General features: G+C 67.5%; 20 protein-coding genes and 1 riboswitch. Of the genes, 16 read left to right on the top strand and 4 right to left on the bottom strand.

Annotated features, from left to right (window positions below; all coding sequences use genetic code 11):
• Positions 1 to 255: 255 nt before the first annotated feature.
• The 4 genes from KEC55_RS01685 to thpR all read left to right on the top strand — a co-directional run bounded on the left by KEC55_RS01685 (position 256) and on the right by thpR (position 8895).
• Complete coding sequence (locus tag KEC55_RS01685; RefSeq protein ID WP_282506460.1) at positions 256 to 4959, top strand: glutamate synthase-related protein; 4704 nt, start codon at positions 256 to 258, stop codon at positions 4957 to 4959.
• A gap of 85 nt (positions 4960 to 5044) precedes the next feature.
• Entirely contained in the window at positions 5045 to 6511 is a 1467-nt protein-coding gene (locus KEC55_RS01690) for a glutamate synthase subunit beta (RefSeq protein ID WP_282506462.1), read from the top strand.
• Between the two features lie 327 nt (positions 6512 to 6838).
• Positions 6839 to 8332 (top strand): alanine/glycine:cation symporter family protein, encoded by a 1494-nt coding sequence (locus KEC55_RS01695; protein WP_282506463.1) that lies wholly within the window; start codon positions 6839 to 6841, stop codon positions 8330 to 8332.
• Positions 8329 to 8895, top strand: coding sequence for an RNA 2',3'-cyclic phosphodiesterase (gene thpR / locus KEC55_RS01700; protein ID WP_282506464.1), 567 nt, complete (start codon positions 8329 to 8331; stop codon positions 8893 to 8895). The genes KEC55_RS01695 and thpR overlap by 4 nt, the downstream gene beginning before the upstream one ends.
• A gap of 132 nt (positions 8896 to 9027) precedes the next feature.
• On the opposite strand, the gene KEC55_RS01705 is transcribed toward thpR, so the two are convergent.
• The 4 genes from KEC55_RS01705 to KEC55_RS01720 form a co-directional block, all read right to left on the bottom strand.
• Complete coding sequence (locus KEC55_RS01705) at positions 9028 to 10398, bottom strand: D-amino acid dehydrogenase (RefSeq protein ID WP_282506465.1); 1371 nt, start codon at positions 10396 to 10398, stop codon at positions 9028 to 9030.
• Positions 10399 to 10423: 25 nt separating this feature from the next.
• Complete coding sequence (locus KEC55_RS01710) at positions 10424 to 11686, bottom strand: MFS transporter (protein WP_176051095.1); 1263 nt, start codon at positions 11684 to 11686, stop codon at positions 10424 to 10426.
• Between the two features lie 129 nt (positions 11687 to 11815).
• Entirely contained in the window at positions 11816 to 12592 is a 777-nt protein-coding gene (locus KEC55_RS01715) for an SDR family NAD(P)-dependent oxidoreductase (RefSeq protein WP_282506466.1), read from the bottom strand.
• Positions 12589 to 14358 carry an ABC transporter ATP-binding protein/permease gene (locus KEC55_RS01720; protein ID WP_282506468.1) on the bottom strand — a complete coding sequence of 590 codons (1770 nt, stop codon included), beginning with the start codon at positions 14356 to 14358 and terminating at the stop codon, positions 12589 to 12591. Before KEC55_RS01720 ends, KEC55_RS01715 begins: the two co-directional genes overlap by 4 nt.
• 223 nt (positions 14359 to 14581) lie before the next feature.
• A riboswitch (TPP riboswitch) is annotated at positions 14582 to 14705 on the top strand.
• Between the two features lie 225 nt (positions 14706 to 14930).
• On the opposite strand from KEC55_RS01720, the gene KEC55_RS01725 reads away from it, so the two are divergent.
• From KEC55_RS01725 to KEC55_RS01780, 12 genes are all read left to right on the top strand, one after another.
• Positions 14931 to 16067: an FAD-dependent oxidoreductase gene (locus KEC55_RS01725; RefSeq protein WP_282506470.1), complete on the top strand. Its 1137-nt coding sequence runs from the start codon at positions 14931 to 14933 to the stop codon at positions 16065 to 16067.
• 32 nt (positions 16068 to 16099) lie between these two features.
• The gene (gene thiS, locus KEC55_RS01730) at positions 16100 to 16297 is read left to right on the top strand and encodes a sulfur carrier protein ThiS (protein WP_014898319.1); all 198 of its coding nucleotides are present in this window, start codon (positions 16100 to 16102) and stop codon (positions 16295 to 16297) included.
• A gap of 37 nt (positions 16298 to 16334) precedes the next feature.
• Positions 16335 to 17150, top strand: coding sequence for a thiazole synthase (locus KEC55_RS01735; RefSeq protein ID WP_034183640.1), 816 nt, complete (start codon positions 16335 to 16337; stop codon positions 17148 to 17150).
• The gene (thiE, locus tag KEC55_RS01740; RefSeq protein ID WP_282506473.1) at positions 17147 to 18271 is read left to right on the top strand and encodes a thiamine phosphate synthase; all 1125 of its coding nucleotides are present in this window, start codon (positions 17147 to 17149) and stop codon (positions 18269 to 18271) included. The genes KEC55_RS01735 and thiE overlap by 4 nt, the downstream gene beginning before the upstream one ends.
• An 84-nt stretch (positions 18272 to 18355) precedes the next feature.
• Entirely contained in the window at positions 18356 to 19177 is an 822-nt protein-coding gene (locus KEC55_RS01745) for an ABC transporter ATP-binding protein (protein WP_124453428.1), read from the top strand.
• Positions 19174 to 19941, top strand: coding sequence for a lipid asymmetry maintenance ABC transporter permease subunit MlaE (mlaE, locus tag KEC55_RS01750; protein WP_176051090.1), 768 nt, complete (start codon positions 19174 to 19176; stop codon positions 19939 to 19941). Before KEC55_RS01745 ends, mlaE begins: the two co-directional genes overlap by 4 nt.
• Positions 19942 to 19965: 24 nt before the next feature.
• Positions 19966 to 20517: an outer membrane lipid asymmetry maintenance protein MlaD gene (mlaD, locus tag KEC55_RS01755; protein WP_176051089.1), complete on the top strand. Its 552-nt coding sequence runs from the start codon at positions 19966 to 19968 to the stop codon at positions 20515 to 20517.
• A gap of 31 nt (positions 20518 to 20548) precedes the next feature.
• A complete protein-coding gene (locus tag KEC55_RS01760; protein WP_282507470.1) occupies positions 20549 to 21508 on the top strand; it encodes an MlaA family lipoprotein in 960 nt (319 codons plus the stop codon).
• Between the two features lie 111 nt (positions 21509 to 21619).
• Positions 21620 to 22249, top strand: coding sequence for an MlaC/ttg2D family ABC transporter substrate-binding protein (locus KEC55_RS01765; protein WP_096473120.1), 630 nt, complete (start codon positions 21620 to 21622; stop codon positions 22247 to 22249).
• On the top strand, positions 22246 to 22521 hold the full coding sequence (locus KEC55_RS01770) for an STAS domain-containing protein (protein ID WP_282506477.1): 276 nt from the start codon (positions 22246 to 22248) through the stop codon (positions 22519 to 22521). Before KEC55_RS01765 ends, KEC55_RS01770 begins: the two co-directional genes overlap by 4 nt.
• Before the next feature lie 192 nt (positions 22522 to 22713).
• Positions 22714 to 23640 carry an ABC transporter ATP-binding protein gene (locus KEC55_RS01775; RefSeq protein WP_282506479.1) on the top strand — a complete coding sequence of 309 codons (927 nt, stop codon included), beginning with the start codon at positions 22714 to 22716 and terminating at the stop codon, positions 23638 to 23640.
• Complete coding sequence (locus KEC55_RS01780) at positions 23637 to 24392, top strand: ABC transporter permease (RefSeq protein WP_011350723.1); 756 nt, start codon at positions 23637 to 23639, stop codon at positions 24390 to 24392. The genes KEC55_RS01775 and KEC55_RS01780 overlap by 4 nt, the downstream gene beginning before the upstream one ends.
• The last annotated feature ends 48 nt before the right edge of the window (positions 24393 to 24440 follow it).

Genomic DNA, 24440 nt, shown 5'->3' on the forward strand with positions numbered 1-24440 from the left:
GCGCCGCTTCTTTTTGCACCAAAACGATACGGCCCCAATAAAACGGCACCAGATCGATGCATCTATTTAATTGGGGTTCGATCATATGGTTTTTGTTGCTATTCCCTTGATTCGTCGCGTATATTCCGAATTCCGGTGGCCCGGGCGAAGCATGCCCGGCCACTGTCGGCCGCGCCGTCTCCCGTCGGGAGCGGGATCGACGGCAACAAGAAAACGGTTCAACGGCCTCCAGGCCCCCTTTACGACGGTGTCCCCATGAACGACCACCAGCAGCCGCTCGCCGCGGTGCCCGCCGCACAAGGTCTGTACGACCCGCAAAACGAACACGACGCCTGCGGCGTCGGCTTCGTCGCTCACATCAAGGGCAAGAAGAGCCACGAGATCATTCAGCAGGGTCTGAAGATTCTCGAGAACCTCGATCACCGCGGCGCGGTTGGCGCCGATCCGCTGATGGGCGACGGCGCGGGCATCCTGATCCAGATTCCGGACGCGTTCTATCGCGAGGAAATGGCGAAGCAGGGCGTGAACCTGCCGCCGGCCGGCGAATATGGGGTCGGCATGATCTTCCTGCCGAAGGAGAACGCATCGCGACTCGCGTGCGAGCAGGAGCTCGAGCGTACGGTGAAGGCCGAGGGGCAGGTCGTGCTCGGCTGGCGCGACGTGCCGGTCGATCATGCGATGCCGATTTCGCCGACCGTGAAGGCGAGCGAGCCGCTGATCCGCCAGATCTTCATCGGTCGCGGCAAGGACATCATGGTGACGGACGCGCTCGAGCGGAAGCTGTACGTGATCCGCAAGACGGCGAGCCACCGCATCCAGGCGCTGAAGCTCAAGCACGGCAAGGAATACTTCGTGCCGTCGATGTCGGCGCGCACGATCGTCTACAAGGGGCTGCTGCTGGCCGGCCAGGTCGGCGTGTACTACCGCGACCTGCAGGACCCGCGCGTCGTGTCGGCGCTCGCGCTCGTGCACCAGCGCTTCTCGACCAACACGTTCCCGGCGTGGGAACTCGCCCACCCGTACCGGATGATCGCGCACAACGGCGAGATCAACACCGTGAAGGGCAACGTGAACTGGCTGAACGCGCGTACCGGCGCGATCGCGTCGCACGTGCTCGCCGACGATCTGCCGAAGCTGTGGCCGCTGATCTACCCGGGCCAGTCCGATACCGCCTCGTTCGACAACTGTCTCGAGCTGCTGGTGATGGCCGGCTACCCGCTCGTGCACGCGGTGATGATGATGATCCCGGAAGCGTGGGAACAGCACACGCTGATGGACGAGAACCGCCGCGCGTTCTACGAATACCACGCCGCGATGATGGAGCCGTGGGACGGTCCGGCCGCGATCGCGTTCACCGACGGCCGCCAGATCGGCGCGACGCTCGACCGTAACGGCCTGCGTCCGGCGCGCTACATCGTCACCGACGACGACCTCGTCATCATGGCGTCGGAAGCCGGCACGCTGCCGATCCCCGAATCGAAGATCGTCAAGAAGTGGCGCCTGCAGCCGGGCAAGATGTTCCTGATCGACATGGAACACGGCCGCATCATCGACGACAAGGAACTGAAGGACAACCTCGCGAACGCGAAGCCGTACAAGAGCTGGATCGACGCCGTGCGCATCAAGCTCGACGAAATCGAGCCGAAGGCCGAGGATGTCGCGGCAGGCCGTACGCAGGGCGCCGCGCTGCTCGACCGCCAGCAGGCGTTCGGCTATACGCAGGAAGACCTGAAGTTCCTGATGGCGCCGATGGCGCAGCAGGGTGAGGAAGCCGTCGGTTCGATGGGCAACGACTCGCCGCTCGCGGTGATGTCGAACAAGAACAAGACGCTCTATCACTACTTCAAGCAGCTGTTCGCGCAGGTCACGAACCCGCCGATCGACCCGATCCGTGAAAACATGGTCATGTCGCTCGTGTCGTTCATCGGCCCGAAGCCGAACCTGCTCGATACGAACAACATCAACCCGCCGATGCGTCTCGAAGTGTCGCAGCCGGTGCTCGACTTCAAGGACATCGCGAAGATCCGCGCGATCGACCAGTACACCGGCGGCAAGTTCAGCGCATACGAACTGAACATCTGCTACCCGGTCGCCTGGGGCAAGGAAGGCATCGAGGCGCGCCTCGCGTCGCTGTGCGCGGAAGCCGTCGACGCGGTGAAGTCGGGCTACAACATGCTGATCGTGTCGGACCGCAAGACGGACGCCGAGCACGTCGCGATTCCCGCGCTGCTCGCCACGTCGGCGATCCACACGCACCTCGTCCAGCAAGGGCTGCGCACGAGCACGGGCCTCGTCGTCGAGACGGGCTCCGCGCGTGAGACGCACCACTTCGCGCTGCTCGCGGGCTACGGCGCGGAAGCCGTGCACCCGTACCTCGCGATGGAAACGCTCGCGAAGATGGCCGAAGGCCTGCCGGGCGACCTGTCGCCGGAGAAGGCCGTCTACAACTTCACGAAGGCGGTCGGCAAGGGCCTGCAGAAGGTGATGTCGAAGATGGGCATCTCGACGTACATGTCGTACACGGGCGCGCAGATCTTCGAAGCGCTCGGCCTGTCGAGCGACCTCGTCGAGAAGTACTTCAAGGGCACGGCATCGAAGGTCGGCGGCATCGGCCTGTTCGAAGTCGCGGAAGAGGCGATCCGCCTGCACCGCGACGCGTTCGGCGACAACCCGGTGCTGCGCGACATGCTCGACGCGGGCGGCGAGTACGCTTACCGCGTGCGCGGCGAAGACCACATGTGGACGCCGGATTCGATCGCGAAGCTGCAGCACGCGACGCGCAGCAACTCGTACCAGACGTACAAGGAATACGCGCACCTGATCAACGACCAGACCAAGCGTCACATGACGTTCCGCGGCCTGTTCGAGTTCAAGGTCGAGCCGACCAAGGCGATCCCGATCGACGACGTCGAATCGGCGAAGGACATCGTCAAGCGCTTCGCGACGGGCGCGATGTCGCTCGGTTCGATCAGCACCGAAGCGCACGCGACGCTCGCGATCGCGATGAACCGCATCGGAGGCAAGTCGAACACCGGCGAAGGCGGCGAGGACCAGAAGCGCTACCGCAACGAACTGCGCGGCATTCCGATCAAGGCCGGCGAGACGCTGAAGTCGGTGATCGGCGACGAAATCGTCAGCGACATCGCGCTGAAGGACGGCGATTCGCTGCGCTCGAAGATCAAGCAGGTCGCGTCGGGCCGCTTCGGCGTCACCGCCGAGTACCTCGCATCGGCCGACCAGATCCAGATCAAGATGGCGCAGGGCGCGAAGCCGGGCGAAGGCGGCCAGCTGCCGGGCCACAAGGTGTCCGAATACATCGGCAAGCTGCGTTACTCGGTGCCGGGCGTCGGCCTGATCTCGCCGCCGCCGCACCACGACATCTACTCGATCGAGGATCTGGCGCAGCTGATCCACGACCTGAAGAACGTGAACCCGAGCTCGAGCATCTCCGTGAAGCTGGTGTCGGAAGTGGGCGTCGGCACGGTTGCGGCCGGTGTCGCGAAGGCGAAGGCCGATCACGTCGTGATCGCCGGCCATGACGGCGGCACGGGCGCATCGCCGCTGTCGTCGGTCAAGCACGCCGGCACGCCGTGGGAACTCGGCCTCGCCGAAACGCAGCAGACGCTGGTGCTGAACCGCCTGCGCGGCCGGATCCGCGTGCAGGCCGACGGCCAGATGAAGACGGGCCGCGACGTCGTGATCGGCGCGCTGCTCGGTGCGGACGAATTCGGCTTCGCGACGGCGCCGCTCGTCGTCGAAGGCTGCATCATGATGCGCAAGTGCCACCTGAACACGTGCCCGGTCGGCGTCGCGACGCAGGATCCGGTGCTGCGTGCGAAGTTCAAGGGCCAGCCCGAGCACGTCGTGAACTACTTCTTCTTCGTCGCCGAGGAAGTGCGCGAGATCATGGCGCAGCTCGGCATCGCGAAGTTCGACGACCTGATCGGCCGCGCCGACCTGCTCGATACGCGCAAGGGCGTCGAGCACTGGAAGGCGAAGGGCCTCGACTTCTCGCGCGTGTTCTACCAGCCGGAAGAGTGCGAGGACGTCGCGCCGCGTCACGTCGACGTGCAGGATCACGGCCTCGAGCGCGCGCTCGACCACGTGCTGATCGAGAAGGCGAAGGCCGCGATCGAGAACGGCGAGCATGTGTCGTTCATCCAGCCGGTGCGCAACGTCAACCGTACGGTCGGCGCGATGCTGTCGGGCGTGATCGCGAAGAAGCACGGCCACGACGGCCTGGCCGACGACGCGGTGCACATCCAGCTGAAGGGCACGGCCGGCCAGAGCTTCGGCGCGTTCCTCGCGAAGGGCGTGACGCTCGACCTCGTCGGCGACGGCAACGACTACGTCGGCAAGGGCCTGTCGGGCGGCCGGATCATCATCCGTCCGACCAACGACTTCCGCGGCAAGTCCGAGGAAAACATCATCTGCGGCAACACGGTGATGTACGGCGCGATCGAAGGCGAATCGTTCTTCCGCGGCGTCGCGGGCGAGCGCTTCTGCGTGCGCAACTCGGGCGCGACGGCGGTCGTCGAGGGCACGGGCGACCACGGCTGCGAATACATGACGGGCGGCACGGTCGTCGTGCTCGGCGAGACGGGGCGCAACTTCGCGGCCGGCATGTCGGGCGGCCTCGCGTACATCTACGATCCGGAAGGCACGTTCGCGGCGAAGTGCAACAAGTCGATGGTCGCGCTCGAGCCGGTGCTGCAGCAGGCCGAGCAGGAGCGCACGGTCGACCGCGCACTCTGGCACGCAGGCACGACGGACGAAGCGCTGCTCAAGGGGCTCGTCGAGCGTCATTTCCAGTTCACGGGTTCGCCGCGCGCGAAGTCGCTGCTGGAAAACTGGGACGCGGCGCGCCGCCAGTTCGTGAAGGTGTTCCCGCACGAATACAAGCGCGCGCTCGGCGAGATCGGTGCGAAGAAGGCGGCGAAGGAAGAGCTGGCCGCCTGAGCGACGAACGACATAGCGAATGCCGCGCGCGCATGACTGCCGCGCGCGGCTCCCCCACCCGATACACCGAACAGAAGAGCACCTTATGGGCAAGGCAACCGGTTTTCTGGAGTTCGAACGCCGCCACGAGGCGTACGAAGCACCGCTCACGCGCGTGAAGCACTACAAGGAATTCGTCGCGGCACTGACCGACGCGGACGCGAAGGTCCAGGGCGCGCGCTGCATGGATTGCGGCATCCCGTTCTGCAACAACGGCTGCCCGGTCAACAACATCATTCCGGACTTCAACGATCTCGTTTACCGCCAGGACTGGCAGCAGGCGATCGAAGTCCTGCATTCGACCAACAACTTCCCGGAATTCACGGGCCGCATCTGCCCGGCGCCGTGTGAAGCGGCGTGCACGCTCGGGATCAACGAAGACCCGGTCGGCATCAAGTCGATCGAGCACGCGATCATCGACAAGGCCTGGGCGGAAGGCTGGGTGAAGCCGCTGCCGGCCGAGCACAAGACGGGCAAGAAGGTCGCCGTCGTCGGCTCGGGCCCCGCGGGCCTCGCCGCCGCGCAGCAGCTCGCGCGCGCGGGTCACGACGTGACGGTGTTCGAGAAGAACGACCGTGTCGGCGGCCTGCTGCGTTACGGGATTCCCGACTTCAAGCTCGAGAAGTGGCTGATCGACCGCCGCATGCGCCAGATGGAAGCGGAAGGCGTGACGTTCCGCACCAGCGTGTTCATCGGCAAGGATCCGCTGCCCGAGTCGATCGGCAGCCTCGCGAAGGAAACCATCTCGCCGGACACGCTGAAGGAAGAATTCGACGCGGTCGTGATCGCCGGCGGTTCGGAAACGCCGCGCGACCTGCCGGTGCCGGGCCGTGAGCTCGCGGGCGTGCATTACGCGATGGACTTCCTGCCGCAGCAGAACCGCGTGAACGCGGGCGACAAGCTCGTCGACCAGCTGCTCGCGAAGGGCAAGCACGTGATCGTGATCGGCGGCGGCGACACGGGTTCGGACTGCGTCGGCACGTCGAACCGTCACGGCGCGAAGCAGGTCACGCAGTTCGAGCTGCTGCCGCAGCCGCCGGAAGAGGAAAACAAGCCGCTCGTGTGGCCGTACTGGCCGATCAAGCTGCGCACATCGTCGTCGCACGAGGAAGGTTGCGAGCGCGACTGGGCGGTCGCGACGAAGCGTCTCGAAGGCAAGAACGGCAAGGTCGAGAAGCTGATCGCCGCGCGCGTCGAGTGGAAGGACGGCAAGATGCAGGAAGTGCCGGGCTCCGAGTTCGAACTGAAGGCCGATCTTGTCCTGCTCGCGATGGGCTTCACGCAGCCGGCCGCGCCGGTGCTTGAAGCGTTCGGCGTCGCGAAGGACGCGCGCGGCAACGCGCGTGCGGCGACCGAAGGCGATCGCTCGTACTACACGTCGGTCGACAAGGTGTTCGCGGCAGGCGACATGCGTCGCGGCCAGTCGCTCGTGGTGTGGGCGATCCGCGAAGGCCGCCAGTGTGCGCGCTCGGTCGATGCGTACCTGATGGGGCATACGGAACTGCCGCGCTGAGCTGAAGCGCGCAAGCAGGTTTCGACGAAAACCGGGCGTCCGACAGGGCGCCCGGTTTTTTTTTTATGGGCGGCGCACCGGTGCGCCGATGGCACTTCGAGTGTCCGGCCGCATGTGTCTCGCACGGCACGCCAGGCCAGTCGTCACCGTGCGGGTGTCCGCCATTTTCGTGAAGCGTCGCCTAATCTGATGACATCCAGCTGCGATTTCTCGTTATCTCAATTTCTTTCGTTTTGTAATAATCCTTGAAAACTGTCATATCATGTCGCCCCTCGGGCCGCATTTGCGGTGGCTGCATGTGACTGACCCTATTTACAAGGACTCTGGATGGAAGCATTCGTGCAAGGGCTGATCGAAGCCGTCAATGGCGTGCTGTGGAACTACGTGCTGATTGCGCTGCTGCTCGGCGCCGGCGCATGGTTCACGTTGCGGTTCCGGATGATCCAGCTGAAGGCGCTGTTCCTCAGCATGAAACTGGTCGGCAGCAAGGGCGAGCCGGGCAGCATCTCGTCGTTTCAGGCGTTCGCGACCGGGCTCGCGAGCCGTGTCGGCACCGGCAATATCGCCGGCGTCGCGGTCGCGCTGACGGTCGGCGGGCCGGGCGCGATCTTCTGGATGTGGATGACGGCGCTGGTCGGCATGTCGTCCGCGTTCGTCGAGGCGACGCTCGCGCAGATCTTCAAGGTGTCGCACCCGGACGGCAGCTTCCGCGGCGGCCCCGCGTACTACATCCAGACGGGCCTGCGCTCGCGCGGCTTCGGCGTGCTGTTCTCGCTGTCGCTGATCCTGGCGTTCGGCTTCGTGTTCAACGCGGTGCAGGCCAACGCGATCGCCGACGCGTTCCATACGTCGTTCGGCTTGAGCCGCGAAACGGTCGGCCTCGGCCTCGTGCTGCTTTCCGCCCCGATCATCTTCGGCGGGATCCGCCGCATCGCGACGGTCGCACAGGTGATCGTGCCGCTGATGGCGATCGGCTACCTCGCGCTCGCGGTCTACGCGGTCGCGACGCACATCGCGCTGGTGCCGGACGTGATTGCCCTGATCGTGAAGAGCGCGTTCGGCCTCGAGCAGGCGGCAGGTGGCCTGACCGGCTATGCCGTTAGCCAGGCGATCGCGATCGGCGTGAAGCGCGGGCTGTTCTCGAACGAAGCCGGGATGGGTAGCGCGCCGAATGCGGCCGCGACCGCGAGCACGCGGCACCCCGTCACGCAGGGGCTGATCCAGATGCTCGGCGTGTTCGTCGACACGATCGTGATCTGCAGCGCGACCGCGTTCGTGATCCTGCTGTCGGGCCAGTACGAGGTCGGCACCGGGATGGAAGGCGCGGCGCTCACGCAGCGCGCGATCTCGAGCCACGTCGGCGATTGGGGCGGCATCTACATGGCCGTCGCGATCTTCTTCCTCGCGTTCTCGTCGGTGATCGGCAACTACGCGTATGCGGAAGGCAACGTCGAATTCATCACGAAGCGGCGCGGCGTGCTGCCGCTGTTCCGCGTCGCGGTGCTCGCGATGGTGATGTTCGGCAGCGTCGGGCAACTGCCGCTCGTGTGGGCGATGGCCGATACGAGCATGGGGCTGATGGCGATCATCAACCTGATCGCGATCCTCGCGCTCGGCAAGTATGCGCACGCCGCGTGGGCCGACTATCGCCGCCAGCGCGCGGCCGGTGTCGCCGATCCGGTGTTCACGCGCAACACGATCCCCGAGCTCGCGCGCGTGCTGCCGGCCGACGTGTGGGGCGAACACGGGCCGCTGCCGCAGCGTCCGGCAGCGTCGGCCGACGCTGCCAGCGCGCCGCGCGGCGCGGTGCGCGAGTCATGAACGGCGACCGGCTCCGTGCGTTCGTCGCGCTGATGCCCGATGCGGCGTCGCGCGACGCGCTGCACGCGTTGCCGGTCACCCGTGGCGCGCGGCGCACGCTGCCCGCGCAGCTGCACATGACGCTCGCGTTCATCGGCGCGATCGAACGCGAGCGGTGCGACGCGCTGGCTGCGCACCTGCCCGCGCTCGCGGCAGCGCATGCGCTGCCGTTGCTGCCGGTCGAGCGGATCGCGTGGTGGCCGAGCCTGCCGCGTGCGAGGCTGATCGTTGCGGAGCTGGCGGCCGATCCCGCCTGCGTCGCGCTGAATTCGGGGTTGTCGGCACTGCTGCGCGATCTGGGCGTGCCGGCCGACCGTCGGCCGTTCCGGCCGCACGTGACGCTCGCGCGACTGCCGCACGACGCGGTCGGCCAGCCCGCGCACGGCGGCGCGCCGGGGCGGCCGGTCGTGCTGCGCGTCGAAGCGCTGACGCTGTTCGAGAGCCGGCTGTCGCACGAAGGCGTGTCGCATCGGCCGATCGTCTCCGCGCCGATCGCATGGGCGGACGGTCAGGCGGCGCAGTGAACGGCGTGCGCGCCGCGTTGTGATTACCTGGCGCCATGCAGATCGCGTCGGCATATCGCGTTGACGATATCGTCCCGCCTACCGGGCCTACCGGGCCTACCGGGCCTACCGGGCCTACCGGGCCTGCCAAGCCTACCGGCCGTAGCGCGTCAGCGTCAGGCCCGACAGGTCGATCTCCGGTTCTCGCCCCGTGACGAGATCCGCCACCACCTTCCCCGACCCCATCGACATCGCCCAGCCCGTCGAGCCGTGGCCGACGTTGAGCCAGAGCCCGTCGATCCCGCTTGCGCCGAGCAGCGGCGGCCCGTCGGGCGTCATCGGCCGGCGGCCGACCCAGAAGCGCGCCGATGCGCGATCGGCTGCGTGCGGGAACCAGTCGTCGAGCACTTTCATCAGCGTATCGAGCGCCTGCTGGCGCAGCGCTGCGTGCCGGTTACCGAGTTCCGCGGTACCCGCGACGCGCAACGTCGGGCCGAATCGCGTGATCGCCGTCTTCAGGGATTCGTCCATCAGCGCGGCGTGCGGTGCTTTTTCGTCGTCGACGACGGCGAGGGTCGCCGAGTAGCCCTTCACCGGATACAACGGCACGTCGATGCCGTGCGGCCGTAGCAGGTCGGCGCTGTCGACGCCGAGCGCGACGACGATCGCGTCGGCGGCGAGCCGCGTGTCGCGGTGCGTGCCGCCGGCGTTCGATGCGTGCGGATTCGGTCGTGCCCGATCATGCGTATCGCCATCGCCATCGCCATCGCCATCGCCATCGCCATCGCCATCGCCATCTCCGTTACCAGCGATCCACACGCCGCGCACCTGGCCCGCCGCAACGTCGAGCGCCTGCACTTGCGTGCGAAAGCGGAACGTCACGCCGTTCGCTTCGCTTAGCGCCCGCAGTTCACGCGTAAAGCGTGCGCAGTCGCCCGCTTCGTCGTCGGGCAGGTAGATGCCGCCGACGGGTGCCTGCCGCGCCCAGCGCAGGCCCGGCTCGATTGCCGCGCAGCCCGCCGCGTCGAGTTCGCGAAACGCGATGCCGGCATCGCGCAGCACCTTCAGCGCGGGCTGGACCATCTCGACGTCGAACGCGCCGCGCAACAGTTGCAGGTAGCCGCGGCTCGCGCCGTAGTCGAACGGATGGCGCTCGCGAAACGCATGCAGGCATGCGCGGCTGTAATACGCGATGCGCTGCATCCGCTGCTTGTTCACGCGGAACCGTTCGAACTCGCATTCGCGGAGCCAGCGCGCGATCCAGCGCCACTGTGCGGCATCGAGCGTCGGCCGGAAGATCAGCGGCGACGCGGGCTTGAACAGGTACTTGAGGATCTTGCCGGGCATCCCGGGCGCGGCCCACGGCGTCACGTAGCCGGGCGCGATCACGCCCGCGTTGCCGAGGCTCGTCGCCAGCGCGACATCGGCCTCGCGTTCGATCACGGTGACCTCGCAGCCTGCTTCGCGCAGGTGCCAGGCGGTGGTGACGCCGATCACGCCGGCGCCGAGGACGATCACGTGCATGCGGTTTCCGGAACGAAGCGGTGGCTCACGACGCGACGGCCGGATCGTCGACGAGCGACTTGCCGCGCGTTTCGGGCAGCACGAGCGCGGCGACGATCACGAGCAGGTAGCCGCCCCCCGCGACGAGGCCGATCGCCTTCACGAGCGACATCGACTGCGACAGCGAGCCGACGAGGATCGGGAAGAACGAGCCGAGCCCGCGGCCGAGGTTGTAGCAGAAGCCCTGGCCCGAGCCGCGGATCGCGCCCGGATACAGTTCCGACAGATACGCGCCGACGCCCGCGAAGATCCCCTGCACGACGATGCCGAGCGGGAAGCCGAGCAGCAGCATCGCGGTATCGGTGATCGGCAGCATCGTGTACGCCATCCCGAGCGAGAACGAGCCGATCGCGAACAGGATGAACGACGCGCGGCGGCCGAGCCGGTCGGACAGGATCGCGCCGACCACGTAGCCGACGAACGAGCCGACGATCAGCACGACGAGATAGCCGCTCGTGTTGAACACCGACAGGTGGCGGACGGTTTTCAGGTAGGTGGGCAGCCACGTCGTGATCGCGTAGTAGCCGCCGAGCATGCCGGTGCACAGCGCGCTGCCGAACAGCGTCGCGCGCAGGTGCGGCGGCGAGAAGATCTCGAGGAAGTGGCCCGACACGCGGCCTTCGTCGCGCGCACGGCGCGTGGCCGTGTAGATGTCGGGATCGCTGACGTTGCGGCGGATGTACAGGATCCACAGCGCGGGTGCGATGCCGATCCAGAAGCACGCGCGCCACGCGACCTGCTCGGGCAGCAGCGCGAAGAACGCCCAGTAGAGGATCGCGGCCGCGCCCCAGCCGAACGACCAGCTGCTCTGCACGGTGCCGACGGCCTTTGCGCGATGCTCGGGCGAGCGGATCGTCTCGGCCATCATGATCGTCACGACCGACCATTCGCCGCCGAAACCGAAGCCCTGCAGCGTGCGCGTGGCGAGCAACTGCCAGAACGAATGTGTGAAACCGGACAGGCACGTGAACAGCGCGAACGTCGCGATCGTCCACTGCAGCACGCGCACGCGGCCGTAGCGGTCGGCGAGGATGCCGGCGACCCAGCCGCCGATCGCCGACGAGATCAGCGAACTCGTCGCGATCATCCCGGCCTCGCTCTTCGACATGCCCCACGTGGCGATCAGCGTCGGAATCAGGAACGAATAGATCATGAAGTCGAACGCATCGACCGCGTAGCCGCCGAAGCCGGCGTACAGCGTCCGGCGCTCGCGCGTCGACAGTTCGTTGAACCACTGGAATGCCTGCATGCTTGCCGCCCCCTCTCGTCTTGTCTCGTTCTCGCGCTGCCGCGTGGCGATCATTTTACGGTCGCGATCCCGTGCGCCAAAAAGGCGGCCGCAGGTTCGTTCGGGCAGGCAGGGGGAGGGGAAGACGCTTCAGAGCGTCAGGCCGCCGTCGACGTGAATGACCTGGCCGGTGATCTGCCGCGCCGCATCGGACAGCAGGAACGCGATCAGCGCGGCGACGTCGTCGGGTTCGGCGATCCGGCCGAGCGGCGTCGCCTGTTCGGCCTGCGCCCACGCGCCGGCGTTGCCGGCGCTCGGGCCGTGGTCCTTGCGCGTGAAGCCCGGCGCGACCGCGTTCACGGTGATGCCGTGCGCGGCGAATTCGGCGGCGGCGGTGCGCACGAGCGATTCGAGCGCGGCCTTCGCGGCGGCGGTCGCCGCGAACGGCGCATCGGCGCGGTAGCGGTGTGCGACGAACGAACTGACCGCGACGATTCGCGGTGTGGCCGACGCTTCGAGCAGCGGCCGCGCGCGGCCTGCGAGCGCGGAGAACGCGCCGGGCATCGCCGCGAAGGCGGCGGCGAGCGCGTTCGTGGAAAGATCGGAAAAGGATTGCCGCGCGGCGAAGCCGGCATTCGCGACGAGCTGATCGAGCCCGCCGAAACGTGTAGCGGTGCTCTCGACCAGCGCGGCGGCGACACCCGGTTCGCCAAGATCGCCGGTCAGCGTGATGCACTCGGCGCCGGCCGTCGTGCACGCGTGGGCGACTTCGGCAAGGCGTGCCCGCGCTGAATCGTCCGCGCCGCGCGCATGCAGCGCCAGCGCGATGCCGGGCGCCGCGAGCCGCCGTGCGAGCGCCGCGCCGATCCCCGAGCCTGCGCCGGTGATCAGCGCGATGCGTTCGAGGGGCGCGGCGCGTGCACTCACGCGGCGACCTTGTCGCCGGCGTTCACGCGTTCGACGTTGATCGTGCCGACGTGGAACGCGGCCAGCGACTCGCGGTGCGCGATGCTGACGATCGCGGCCTTCGGCAGCCGTTCGGCGAACAGATGATAGAGGCGTGCCTCGTTATCGGCGTCGAGCGCGCTGGTGGCTTCGTCGAGGAACAGGAAGTCGGGCTTGTGCAGCAGCACGCGTGCGCCGGCAAGACGCTGCTGCTCGCCCGGCGACAGCACGCGCGTCCAGTGCGCGGTCTCGTCGAGGCGGTCGACGTAATCCTCGAGGCGGCACGCGCGCAGCGCGTCGCGGCACGCTTCGTCGCTGAACGCGTCGGGTGTCGCCGGATAGGTGAGCGCGGCCTTCAGCGTGCCGATCGGCAGATAGCTCGTCTGCGGCACGAACATCATCCGCGCGCCGACGGGCGCGTCGATCGCGCCGTCCCCGAACGGCCACAGGCCCGCGAGCGCACGCATGAACGTGCTCTTGCCGGAACCCGACTTGCCGATCACGAGCCAGCGCGAGCCCGGCTCGATCGTGACGTTGCCGATGTTCGCGAGCGCGTTGCCGTTCGGCAGCGCGAGCTTCAGCGACGACGTCGACAGCTTCGCATCGTCGATGTAATGCAGGTTGATGCCGCCGTGCTCGGTCGCGGGCGACAGGCTTTCCTTCAGGTGCGACGTGCCCATCACGCGCTTGAATTCGCGCAGACGGTTGACGGTGGCGCGCCATTCGACAAGGGTCGAGTAGCTGTTGATGAACCACGAGAACGAATCGCTGACGGTGCCGAACGCCGACGAGATCTGCATCAGCACGCCGAACGAGAACGCACCCGCGAAATAGCGCGGCGCGGCGACGACGAGCGGGAAGATGATCGCGATCTGCCCGTAGAAGCTCAGCACGAACGTGAGCCGCTTCGTGTACTTCATCACGCGCCACCAGTTGTCGCGGATGCGCATGAAGAGGGTCTGCGCGTTGCCGGTCTCGGTCTTCTCGCCGTCGTAGAACGCGATCTGCTCGGCGTTCTCGCGCACGCGGATCAGCCCGAAGCGGAAATCGGCCTCGACGCGCTGCTGCTGGTAGTTGATCGACACGAGCGGGTGGCCGACCTTCTGGATGATCAGCGAGCCGATCACCGCGTACAGCGCGGCCGCCCACACCATGTAGCCGGGAATCGAGATCGGCGTCGCGCCGAGCGTGAACGTCAGCGCGCCGGCGAGCGACCACAGGATCGTGATGAACGACACGAGCGTGACGACCGTCGACAGCAGGTCGAGCGACAGCGCGAGCGTCGTGGTCGCGAACGACTGGAGGTCGTCGGTGATCCGCTGGTCGGGGTTGTCGGCGAGACGATCACGTTCGATCCGGTAGAACGCGCGATCGCCGAGCCACTGGCCGAGGAAGCGGTCGGTGAGCCACTGGCGCCAGCGGAAGCCGAGCATCTGCCGCAGGTAGCGGCCGTACACGGCGAGGATGATGAAGGCGAACGCGAGCGCGGAAAACTGCATCAGCAGGTTCGGGAAGTCGTGGACGTCCTTCGACTGCAGCGCGTTGTAGAACTCGGCGTTCCACTTGTTCAGCCGGACGTTGATCCAGACCACGCAGAGGTTGATCGCGATGATCGTGACCAGCAGGCCCCACGCGAATTTCCATTCGGACGATACCCAGTAGGGCTTGATGAGGCTCCATGCGGATACCGGGCGCTCGTCCTGCGGCGCGTCGGAGGCGGAGCGGACGGGATCGATCGATTGGGTCATGTGCTTCCTGATGAGTAGCCGGCGCGCGGCGCCGACTGACGGCGGGCGCACGGATGGTCGCCCGCGCGTCTTAAACGGCACTTAAGGGCCGGCGGTGACGCGGCAACCGGCCGCTTGCCGCGGCCGGCCTGCGGGCATTGTGCCAGAGCGGCGCAGGCCGACGGCGAATTTGCACCATGGGGGACAGTTTGCGGCGCTTTCCGCTTTTATGGTCTAATGGCCGACGACGAAACAGGGGTGCTTCGTGGCGCGGCCGGCGGATGTTCCAGGTGGCGCAGCGAGGCTGAGAAAAACCCTTTGCACCCGATCCGGGTAATACCGGCGAGGGAAGTTTCTGATCCCGCCGGGCCGCGCTGGCCGCCATCCCACATGGTCAGCGCCCGAGTCCCGCCCGGCCGGCCTTTGCTGCCGGTTTCGTCCTTTTGGGTACGCGCATTGCGCGTTACGGAAGGAATGATGACCGCACAATCTTCAGTCTTTTGCTTGATTCCCGGCCCGATGCCGCGTGCGTTCGCACGGGGCGGCGCGCGCGCGTCGACGTTCGTCGTGCACGCTTGCGTGGAGGGCGCGCGATGAACGTCCAGGATGCACGGCCCGATTTCGCGGTGCTCGGCGGCGGCCTCGTCGGCCGCCTGATCGCATGGCGGCTCGCGGGCGACGGGCACCGCGTCGCGCTCTACGAGCGCGGCGGCCCGGACGGCGAGCAGTCGGCCGCGTGGATCGCCGCCGCGATGCTCGCGCCGCTCGCGGAAGCGGCGAGCGCGGAGCTGCTGATCACCGAGCTCGGCGCCGCGTCGCTCGAACGCTGGCCGCAGTGTCTCGCGGAATTGCCCGAACCCGTCTTCTTCCAGCATCACGGCACCCTCGTCGTCTGGCACCATGCGGACCGCGCGGAGGCGCCGCTGTTCGAGCGGCGTGTGCGCGCGAACGCGCCGGCCGACCTGTTCGACGGCGGCTTCGTGACGCTCGCCGGCGCGCAGGTCGATGCGGCCGAGCCGGTGCTCGCGGGCCGCTTCGCGCGCGGCCTGCTGCTGCCGAACGAAGGCCAGCTCGACAATCGCCAGGCGCTGCGCGCGCTGGCTGCGGGCCTCGCCGAACGCGGCGTCGACCTGCACTGGCACGTCACGATCGACGATGCGAACCTGCCCGCCGCGCATTTCACGATCGATTGCCGCGGGCTCGGCGCGAAATCCGCGCTGCCCGCGCTGCGCGGCATCCGTGGCGAAGTCGCGCGCGTGCATGCGCCGGGCATCGGGCTCACCCGGCCCGTGCGGCTGCTGCATCCGCGGTATCCGCTGTACATCGCGCCGAAGCAGGACGATCTCTATGTGATCGGCGCGACCGAAGTGGAGGGCGAGGACATGTCGCCCGTCAGCGTGCGCTCCGCGCTAGAACTGCTGAGCGCGGCGTTCTCCGTGCACCCGGCGTTCGGCGAGGCGCGCATCCTCGAACTCAATGCGCAGTGCCGGCCGACGCTGCCCGATCACCGCCCGGCGGTGATCTGGGACGGCGCGTCGACGCTCGCCGTCAACGGCCTGTACCGGCACGGCTTCATGATCGCGCCGGAAGTCGCGCAGGCGGCCGTCGCGTTCGCGCAAGCCGCGCTCGGCGGCGCGTTCGGCGACGCCGCCGCGTTCGCCGCGTGGCGCGACGCCGCGCGCTGGCCGACGCTCCTTCATCACCGCAGCGACGCGCGCCAGCCGGCCTGACGCGCGCCGCCGACCGAATCCGACCGAGCCTCATGGATATCCAGATCAACCAACAGACCCTGACGCTGCCCGACGGCGCGACGGTGGCCGACGCGCTCGCCGCGTACGGCGCGCGTCCGCCGTACGCGGTTGCGCTGAACGGCAATTTCGTCGCGCGCACGCAGCATGCGGCGCGCGCGCTCGCGACGGGCGACAAGCTCGACGTCGTGCACCCCGTCGCGGGCGGCTGACGCCGCCGGTTCGCCCCCGCTCTTCCAGGAAAACGACATGACGTCCCTCACATCCGCCGACGCGCTGACGCTGTACGGCGAAACCTTCGCAAGCCGCGTGCTGCTCGGCACGTCGCGCTATCCGTCGCTGCAGTCGCTGTCCGATTCGATCGCCGCGTCGCGTCCCGGTATGGTGACGGTCGCGCTGCGCCGCCAGATGACGGGCGGCACGGCCGAAGCCGGCTTCTTCGACCTGCTCAAGCGCCACGCGGTGCCGCTGCTGCCGAACACGGCCGGCTGCCAGACCGTCGCCGAGGCCGTGACGACCGCGCACATGGCGCGCGAGGTGTTCGGCACCGACTGGATCAAGCTCGAGCTGATCGGCGACGACTACACGCTGCAGCCCGATCCGGTCGGGCTGATCGAGGCCGCCGCGCAACTGGTCAAGGACGGTTTCAAGGTGCTGCCGTACTGCACCGAGGATCTCGTGATCGGCCGGCGCCTGCTCGATGTCGGCTGCGAGGCGCTGATGCCGTGGGGTGCGCCGATCGGCACGGGCAAGGGCGTTGTGAACCCGTACGGCCTGCGCGTGCTGCGCGAGCGGCTGCCCGACGTGCCGCTGATCGTCGACGCGGGGCTCGGCGTGCCGTCGCATGCTTGCCAGGTGATGGAGTGGGGCTTCGACGGCGTGCTGCTGAACACGGCCGTGTCGCAGGCCACGCACCCGGAGATCATGGCGCGCGCCTTTGCGCAGGGCGTCGAAGCGGGGCGTGCCGCGTATCTGGCGGGGCCGATGGACGCGCGCGAAACCGCGCACGCCAGCACGCCGGTCGTCGGCATGCCGTTCTGGCACCAGGACGGGGGCGGCGCATGAGCGCGCGCTTCGCTGATGCATTCTGGCCGCCGGCCGACGAGCTGGCCGAAGCGGCCGAACGGATTCGCGCCCGCCTGGGCGACTGGCCGGACGGCGCGGCGCCGTGGCGGCTCTGCGTGGCGGTGCCCGACGCGCCGGCTGACGGCGACGTGCTGATCGTGTCGGCCGGCGACCGCACCGCGCAGGCGCGCGCGTCGGCCGCATCGCGGCCGGCCTCGCCGGACGCGGTCGCGATCGAATTCGACGAGCAGGGTGCGGTGCTACATGCGGCGGGCGCGCGCTACGCGCTCGAAGCCGCGCATCCGCTAGCGGACGACTGGATCGCGGCGCTTGCGGCATTCCTCGATTGCGGCTTCGCGCCGGTTGATGCACTGGTGCTCGCGCTGGCCTGGCGCGACGGCGACGAGACCCGCGCCGACGATGCGTGGCCGGTCGACGCCGCGCGGTTCCCCAGGGTCGCCGGGCTGCCGCCCGCGCCGGAGCCGGCGTTCGCGCCGTGCCCCGCGCAACTCGGCCTCTATCCGGTCGTCCCGGATGCGGACTGGGTCGAACGCGTGCTCGATGGCGGCGCGCGGACCGTGCAACTGCGCATGAAAGGCGCGACGCCGGATGCGCTGCGCCGGGAAATCGCGCGCGCGGTCGCGGCGGGGCGCCGCTATCCCGATGCGCGCGTGTTCATCAACGATCACTGGCAGATCGCAGCAGATGAGGGTGCGTACGGCGTTCATCTGGGTCAGGAAGACCTCGAGACGGCCGATCTGGCCGCAATTGCGCGCGCGGGCCTGCGGCTCGGACTTTCGAGCCATGGTTATTACGAGATGTTGCGGGCGTTGCACGAGCGCCCGAGCTACCTCGCGCTCGGCCCCGTCTACGCGACCGCCACGAAGGCCGTTGCCGCGCCGCCGCAGGGCCTCGCGCGGATTGCCCGCTATGCGCGCTTCGCGGGCGCGCGGGCGCCGCTCGTTGCGATCGGCGGGGTCGGGCTCGACGCGCTGCCGGCCGTGCTGGCGACGGGCGTCGGCAGCGTGGCGGTGGTCAGTGCGGTCACGGGCGCAGCCGACTATCGGACGGCGCTTATTGCACTGCAGCAGTGCTTTCCCGGACAATTTGACAATCATTGACCGCAGGGCCCGGAACGGCGTCACGACATCATTCCAATGCAGGCCCTATAATTCGGCGTTCTGCGTATAAGGACTGTCAGCTCCGTGAGCCCCACTCCTACCGAGACCCTGCTGGAACTTCGCGACGTCGACTTTGGCTACGGCGACCGCCTCGTCCTGTCCAACCTGAACCTGCGCTTCGGGCGTGGGCAGGTCGTCGCGGTCATGGGCGGCTCGGGTTGCGGCAAGACCACCGTGCTGCGCCTGGTCGGCGGCCTCGTGCGTGCGCGTCGCGGCCAGGTGCTGTTCGACGGCGCCGATGTCGGCGCGCAAACGCGTGACGGCCTGTATGCGCTGCGCCGCAAGATGGGCATGCTGTTCCAGTTCGGCGCGTTGTTCACCGACATGTCGGTATTCGAGAACGTCGCGTTCGCGCTGCGCGAACATACCGACCTGCCCGAAGACCTGATCCGCGACCTCGTGCTGATGAAGCTCAACGCGGTCGGCCTGCGCGGCGCGCGCGACCTGATGCCGTCCGAGGTATCGGGCGGGATGGCGCGCCGGATCGCGCTCGCCCGCGCGATCGCGCTCGATCCGCAGCTCATCATGTACGACGAGCCGTTCGCGGGCCTCGACCCGATCTCGCTCGGCATCACCGCGAACCTGATCCGCACGCTGAACCAGGCACTCGGCGCGACGTCGATCCTCGTCACGCACGACGTGCCGGAATCGTTCGCGATCGCCGACTACGTGTACTTTCTGGCCAACGGCGGCGTGCTCGCGCAGGGTACGCCCGACGAGCTGCGCGCGTCGACCGATCCGAGCGTGCGGCAGTTCATCGACGGCGCACCGGACGGCCCGTTCAAATTTCATTACACGAGCCCGCCGCTCGCAGCGGATTTCGGGCTCGGCGGAGGGCGCGCATGATCAGCGCGATCGGACGTTACGTCATCGGCGGCCTCGAGCGCGCGGGCTACGGCACGCGGCTGTTCGTGCGCCTCGTGCTGGAATTCTTCCCGCTGCTGCGCCGGCCGCGGCTGGTCACGAAGCAGATCCACTTCCTCGGCAACTATTCGTTCGTGATCATTGCCGTGTCGGGGCTGTTCGTCGGCTTCGTGCTCGGCCTGCAGGGGTATTACACGCTGAACCGCTACGGTTCCGAGCAGGCGCTCGGCCTGCTGGTCGCGCTGTCGCTCGTGCGCGAGCTCGGGCCGGTCGTCACCGCGCTGCTGTTCGCGGGCCGCGCGGGCACGTCGCTCACGGCCGAGATCGGTCTGATGAAAGCCGGCGAACAGCTCACCGCGCTCGAGATGATGGCGGTCGACCCGATCAAGACGGTGATCGCGCCGCGCCTGTGGGCGGGCATCATCGCGATGCCGCTGCTCGCCGCGATCTTCAACGCGGTCGGCGTGCTTGGCGGGTACTTCGTCGGCGTCGTGCTGATCGGCGTCGATCCGGGCGCGTTCTGGTCGCAGATGCAGGGCGGGGTCCAGGTCTGGGCCGACGTCGGCAACGGTGTGATCAAGAGCATCGTGTTCGGGTTCGCCGTGACCTTCATTGCGCTGTATCAGGGGTATGAAGCGAAGCCCACGCCCGAAGGCGTGTCGCGCGCGACCACCAAGACGGTCGTGTTCGCGTCGCTCGCCGTACTCGGCCTCGATTTCCTGCTGACCGCGCTGATGTTCAGCTAAGCCTCAGCCAAGCCAAATTTTGGGATGACGATGAAAAAGACTGCTCTCGACTTCTGGGTCGGCCTGTTCGTGGTGGTGGGCTTCCTTGCGGTGCTGTTCCTGGCGCTGAAGGTCGGCAACATGAGCTCGCTGTCGTTTCAGCCGACCTATGCAGTGAAGATGAAATTCGACAATATCGGCGGGTTGAAGCCGCGCGCGGCCGTGAAGAGTGCCGGCGTCGTGGTCGGCCGCGTGAAGTCGATCGGCTTCGACACGAACACGTACCAGGCGCTCGTGACGATCGATGTCGACGGCCAGTATCAATTCCCGAAGGATTCGTCGGCGAAGATCCTGACGTCGGGCCTGCTTGGCGAGCAATATATTGGTCTCGACCCGGGCGGTGACACCGAAATGCTGAAGACGGGCGATACGATCACGATGACGCAGTCGGCGATCGTGCTCGAGAACCTGATCGGCCAGTTCCTTTACAGCAAGGCCGCCGATGCGGGCGGTGCGAAGCCGGCAGCCGGTGCACCGGCTGCGCCGGCACCGGTGGCGGTTCCGGCGTCGGCAGTGTCCGGCGCGGCGGCCCAATAACCACACGAGAGAAAAGAAGAGGGTAATGACCATGCAGACGATCCGCATCAGGCACGCCGCGCTGGCGGTAGCGGCAGTCGCCGCGTTGAGCGGCTGCGCGACCGTGCAGACGCCGACCAAGGGCGATCCGCTCGAAGGCTTCAACCGGACGATGTACACGTTCAACGACACGGTCGACACGTACGCGCTGAAGCCGGTCGCGAAGGGCTATCAGTACGTGGTGCCGCAGCCGGTGCGCGACAGCGTGACGAACTTCTTCTCGAACATCGGCGACGTCTACATCGCGGCGAACAACATCGTGCAGTTGCGGATCGCGGACGGCGTCGGCGACATCATGCGCGTGGTGATCAACACGGTGTTCGGCGTCGGCGGCCTGTTCGACGTCGCGACGATCGCGAAGCTGCCGAAGCACACGGCCGACTTCGGGATCACGATGGGCCGCTACGGCATGCCGTCGGGCCCGTACCTCGTGCTGCCGCTGCTCGGCCCGAGCACGCTGCGCGATACGGCCGGCCTCGGCGTCGACTACGTCGGCAACCCGCTCACCTACGTGAAGCCGGACGGCCTGAGCTGGGGCCTGTTCGGCGTCAACCTCGTCAACACGCGTTCGAACCTGCTCGGCGCGGGCGACGTGCTGGATGCCGCGGCGCTCGACAAGTATTCGTTCGTGCGCAACGCGTACCTGCAGCGCCGCCAGATGCTGATCAGCAACGCGCGCGGCGAGGCAGCCGCGACGTCGAGCAACGACGCGCTGCCGAAGTACGACCTGCCGGAAGACGGCGCGGCACCGGCGGCAGCCGGCGCGGCCGGTACGGCGGGTGCAGCAGCGGTGGGCGGGGCGCCGGCGGGCGCATCGGGCGCGGCGGTTGCCGCGCCGGCCTCGGGCACGGCCGAATCGCCGAATCCGGCCAGCGAAACGAACGTGCCGGCGATGCAGGTGGCGCCGCCGTCGCCGGGCGGGTTCCGCTTCCCGAGCATCCGGCTGCACTGACGGATTTACATTCGTTACAGCCGGAAACGATTCAGTCGGTAGCGTGCGCGAACTTGCGCGTAAGCTACCTGCTCCAACCTCCGCATCGACTCAATCATGCAGGTCACTATGATGAAAAAACTGTTCCTGATCCCCGTTTTCGCGGCGCTGTTCTCGTTCGGCAGCGCAGCTCACGCGCAAGTCGACCAGTCGAACCCGCAGGCGCTGATCAAGACGGCGACGCAGCAGGTGCTCGACGAAGTCAAGGCGCAGACGATCAAGCAGGGTGATACCAACCGCATCATCACGATCGTCAACAAGGACATCCTGCCGTACACCGATTTCCGCCGCACCACGCAGCTCGCGATGGGCCGCAACTGGCGCACGGCAACGGCCGAGCAGCAGCAGCAGGTTCAGGAGCAGTTCAAGCTGCTGCTGATCCGCACGTACTCGGGCGCGCTGGCGCAGCTGAAGCCGGACCAGCAGATCCAGTACCCGCCGTTCCGTGCCGATCCGGCCGACACCGATGTCGTGGTCAAGACGGTCGCGATGAACAACGGCCAGCCGGTCCAGATCGATTACCGCCTGTACAAGTCGGCAAGCGGCTGGAAGGTGTATGACCTGAACGTGCTCGGCGCGTGGCTGATCCAGACGTACCAGCAGCAGTTCAACGAGAAGATCCAGCAAAGCGGCGTGGACGGCCTGATCCAGTTCCTCACGCAGCGCAACCAGCAACTTGCCGCTGGCAAGCAAGCGTCGTGAGCGGTTTCGAAGCCGGCTCCTCGCTGACCGTCGCGAGCGCGAAGTCCGCGCTCGCGGACGGTCTTGCGCGCATCGGCGCGGGCGCCACCGCCGTCGATTGCGCGGCGCTGACGCAGTTCGACTCGTCCGCGCTCGCCGTGCTGCTCGCATGGCAACGTGCCGCCAAGTCGCGCGGCGCGACCCTCGACATCCGCAATCTCCCTCCGAAGCTCGCCAGCCTCGCGCGCGCCTACGGCGTCGACGCGCTCATCGAAGGCACCGGGCGACATTGACCCTGTCCGACCGGAGCCTGCCGCGCCAGCCGGCGTGCGCACGCTTCAGGCCGCGTGCCTCCGGCACCGGCTCCACCAGCCGGTTTGCCCTATAATCAAGCGTTTTGCGGGGCAGCCAATCGGCGTCCGGCCCCCATTTTCATTCGCAGCAAGCACAGAATAGGCGTCGCGGCCCTTGCGTCGCGCACAGTCATGTCAGCCATAGAAATCCGTCACGTCAAGAAGCGCTACAAGTCGCTTCAGGCGCTCAAGGGCGTCAGCCTGTCGGTCGAGGAAGGCGAGTTTTTCGGTCTGCTCGGCCCCAACGGCGCAGGCAAGACCACGCTCATCAGTATCCTCGCCGGGCTCGCCCGGGCCGACGAAGGCAGTATCTCGGTGCGCGGCCACGATGTCGTCAAGGACTTCCGTGGTGCGCGCCGCGCGCTCGGCGTCGTGCCGCAGGAACTCGTCTTCGACCCGTTCTTCACCGTTCGCGAGACGCTGCGGATCCAGTCCGGCTATTTCGGGCTGCGCCGCAACGACGACTGGATCGATGAAGTGATGGCCAATCTCGACCTCACCGAGAAGGCCGACGCGAACATGCGCGCGCTGTCGGGCGGGATGAAGCGCCGCGTGCTCGTCGCGCAGGCGCTCGTGCACCGGCCGCCCGTGATCGTGCTCGACGAGCCGACCGCCGGCGTCGACGTGGAACTGCGCCAGACGCTGTGGAAATTCATCTCGCGCCTGAACCGCGAGGGTCACACGATCGTGCTGACCACCCACTACCTCGAGGAAGCCGAGTCGCTGTGCGACCGCATCGCGATGCTGCGCCGTGGCGAAGTGGTCGCGCTCGACCGCACCGACGCGCTGCTGCGCCGCTTCGCGGGGCTGCAGCTGTACCTGCGGCTCGCGACCGGCGCGCTGCCGTCCGAGCTGCGCGGGCTGGAGTCCGATCCGGCCGCGCGCGCACCGGGCGAGCACCTGCTGCGCCTCGCGAGCTACGACGATGTCGAACGCATCCTCGCGCAATGCCGCGCGGCGGGCTGCACGTTCGACGAGATCGAGGTCCGCAAGGCCGACCTCGAAGATGTGTTCGTCCAGGTGATGAACGGGGCAGACGTCATCGAGGGATTGGCATGAGCGGGTTTCAAACGCTGTTCTACAAGGAACTGCTGCGCTTCTGGAAGGTGTCGTTCCAGACGGTGTGCGCACCGATCGTCACGGCGCTGCTGTACCTGACGATCTTCGGCCACGCACTGTCGGGCCGCGTCGAGGTGTATCCGGGCGTCGAGTACGTGAGTTTTCTCGTGCCGGGCCTCGTGATGATGAGCGTGTTGCAGAACGCGTTCGCGAACAGCTCGTCGTCGCTGATCCAGTCGAAGATCACCGGTAACCTCGTGTTCATGCTGCTGCCGCCGCTGTCGTACCGCGACATCTTCGGTGCGTACGTGCTCGCGTCGGTCGTGCGCGGCCTCGCGGTCGGCACGGGCGTGTTCGTCGTGACGATCTGGTTTATCCCGATGCACTTCGCGGCGCCGCTGTTCATCATTGCGTTCGCGCTGCTCGGTTCGGCGATCCTCGGCACGCTCGGCCTGATCGCCGGGATCTGGGCCGAGAAGTTCGACCAGCTCGCCGCGTTCCAGAACTTCCTGATCATGCCGCTGACGTTCCTGTCCGGCGTGTTCTATTCGACGCACTCGCTGCCGCCCGTGTGGCGCGAGATCTCGCGTCTCAATCCGTTTTTCTACATGATCGACGGCTTCCGTTTCGGGTTCTTCGGCGCGTCCGACATCAACCCGTTCGCGAGCCTCGCGATCGTCACCGGTTTCTTCGTGCTGCTCGCGCTGATCGCGATGCGGCTGCTCGCGACCGGCTACAAACTGCGTCATTGATATCGACAGGCTGCGGCCGCCCTCCAGGGCGGCGCGCGCCGACAGGAG

Origin of the sequence: Burkholderia cepacia (genome assembly GCF_029962485.1) — a bacterium.
Lineage (GTDB): Bacteria > Pseudomonadota > Gammaproteobacteria > Burkholderiales > Burkholderiaceae > Burkholderia.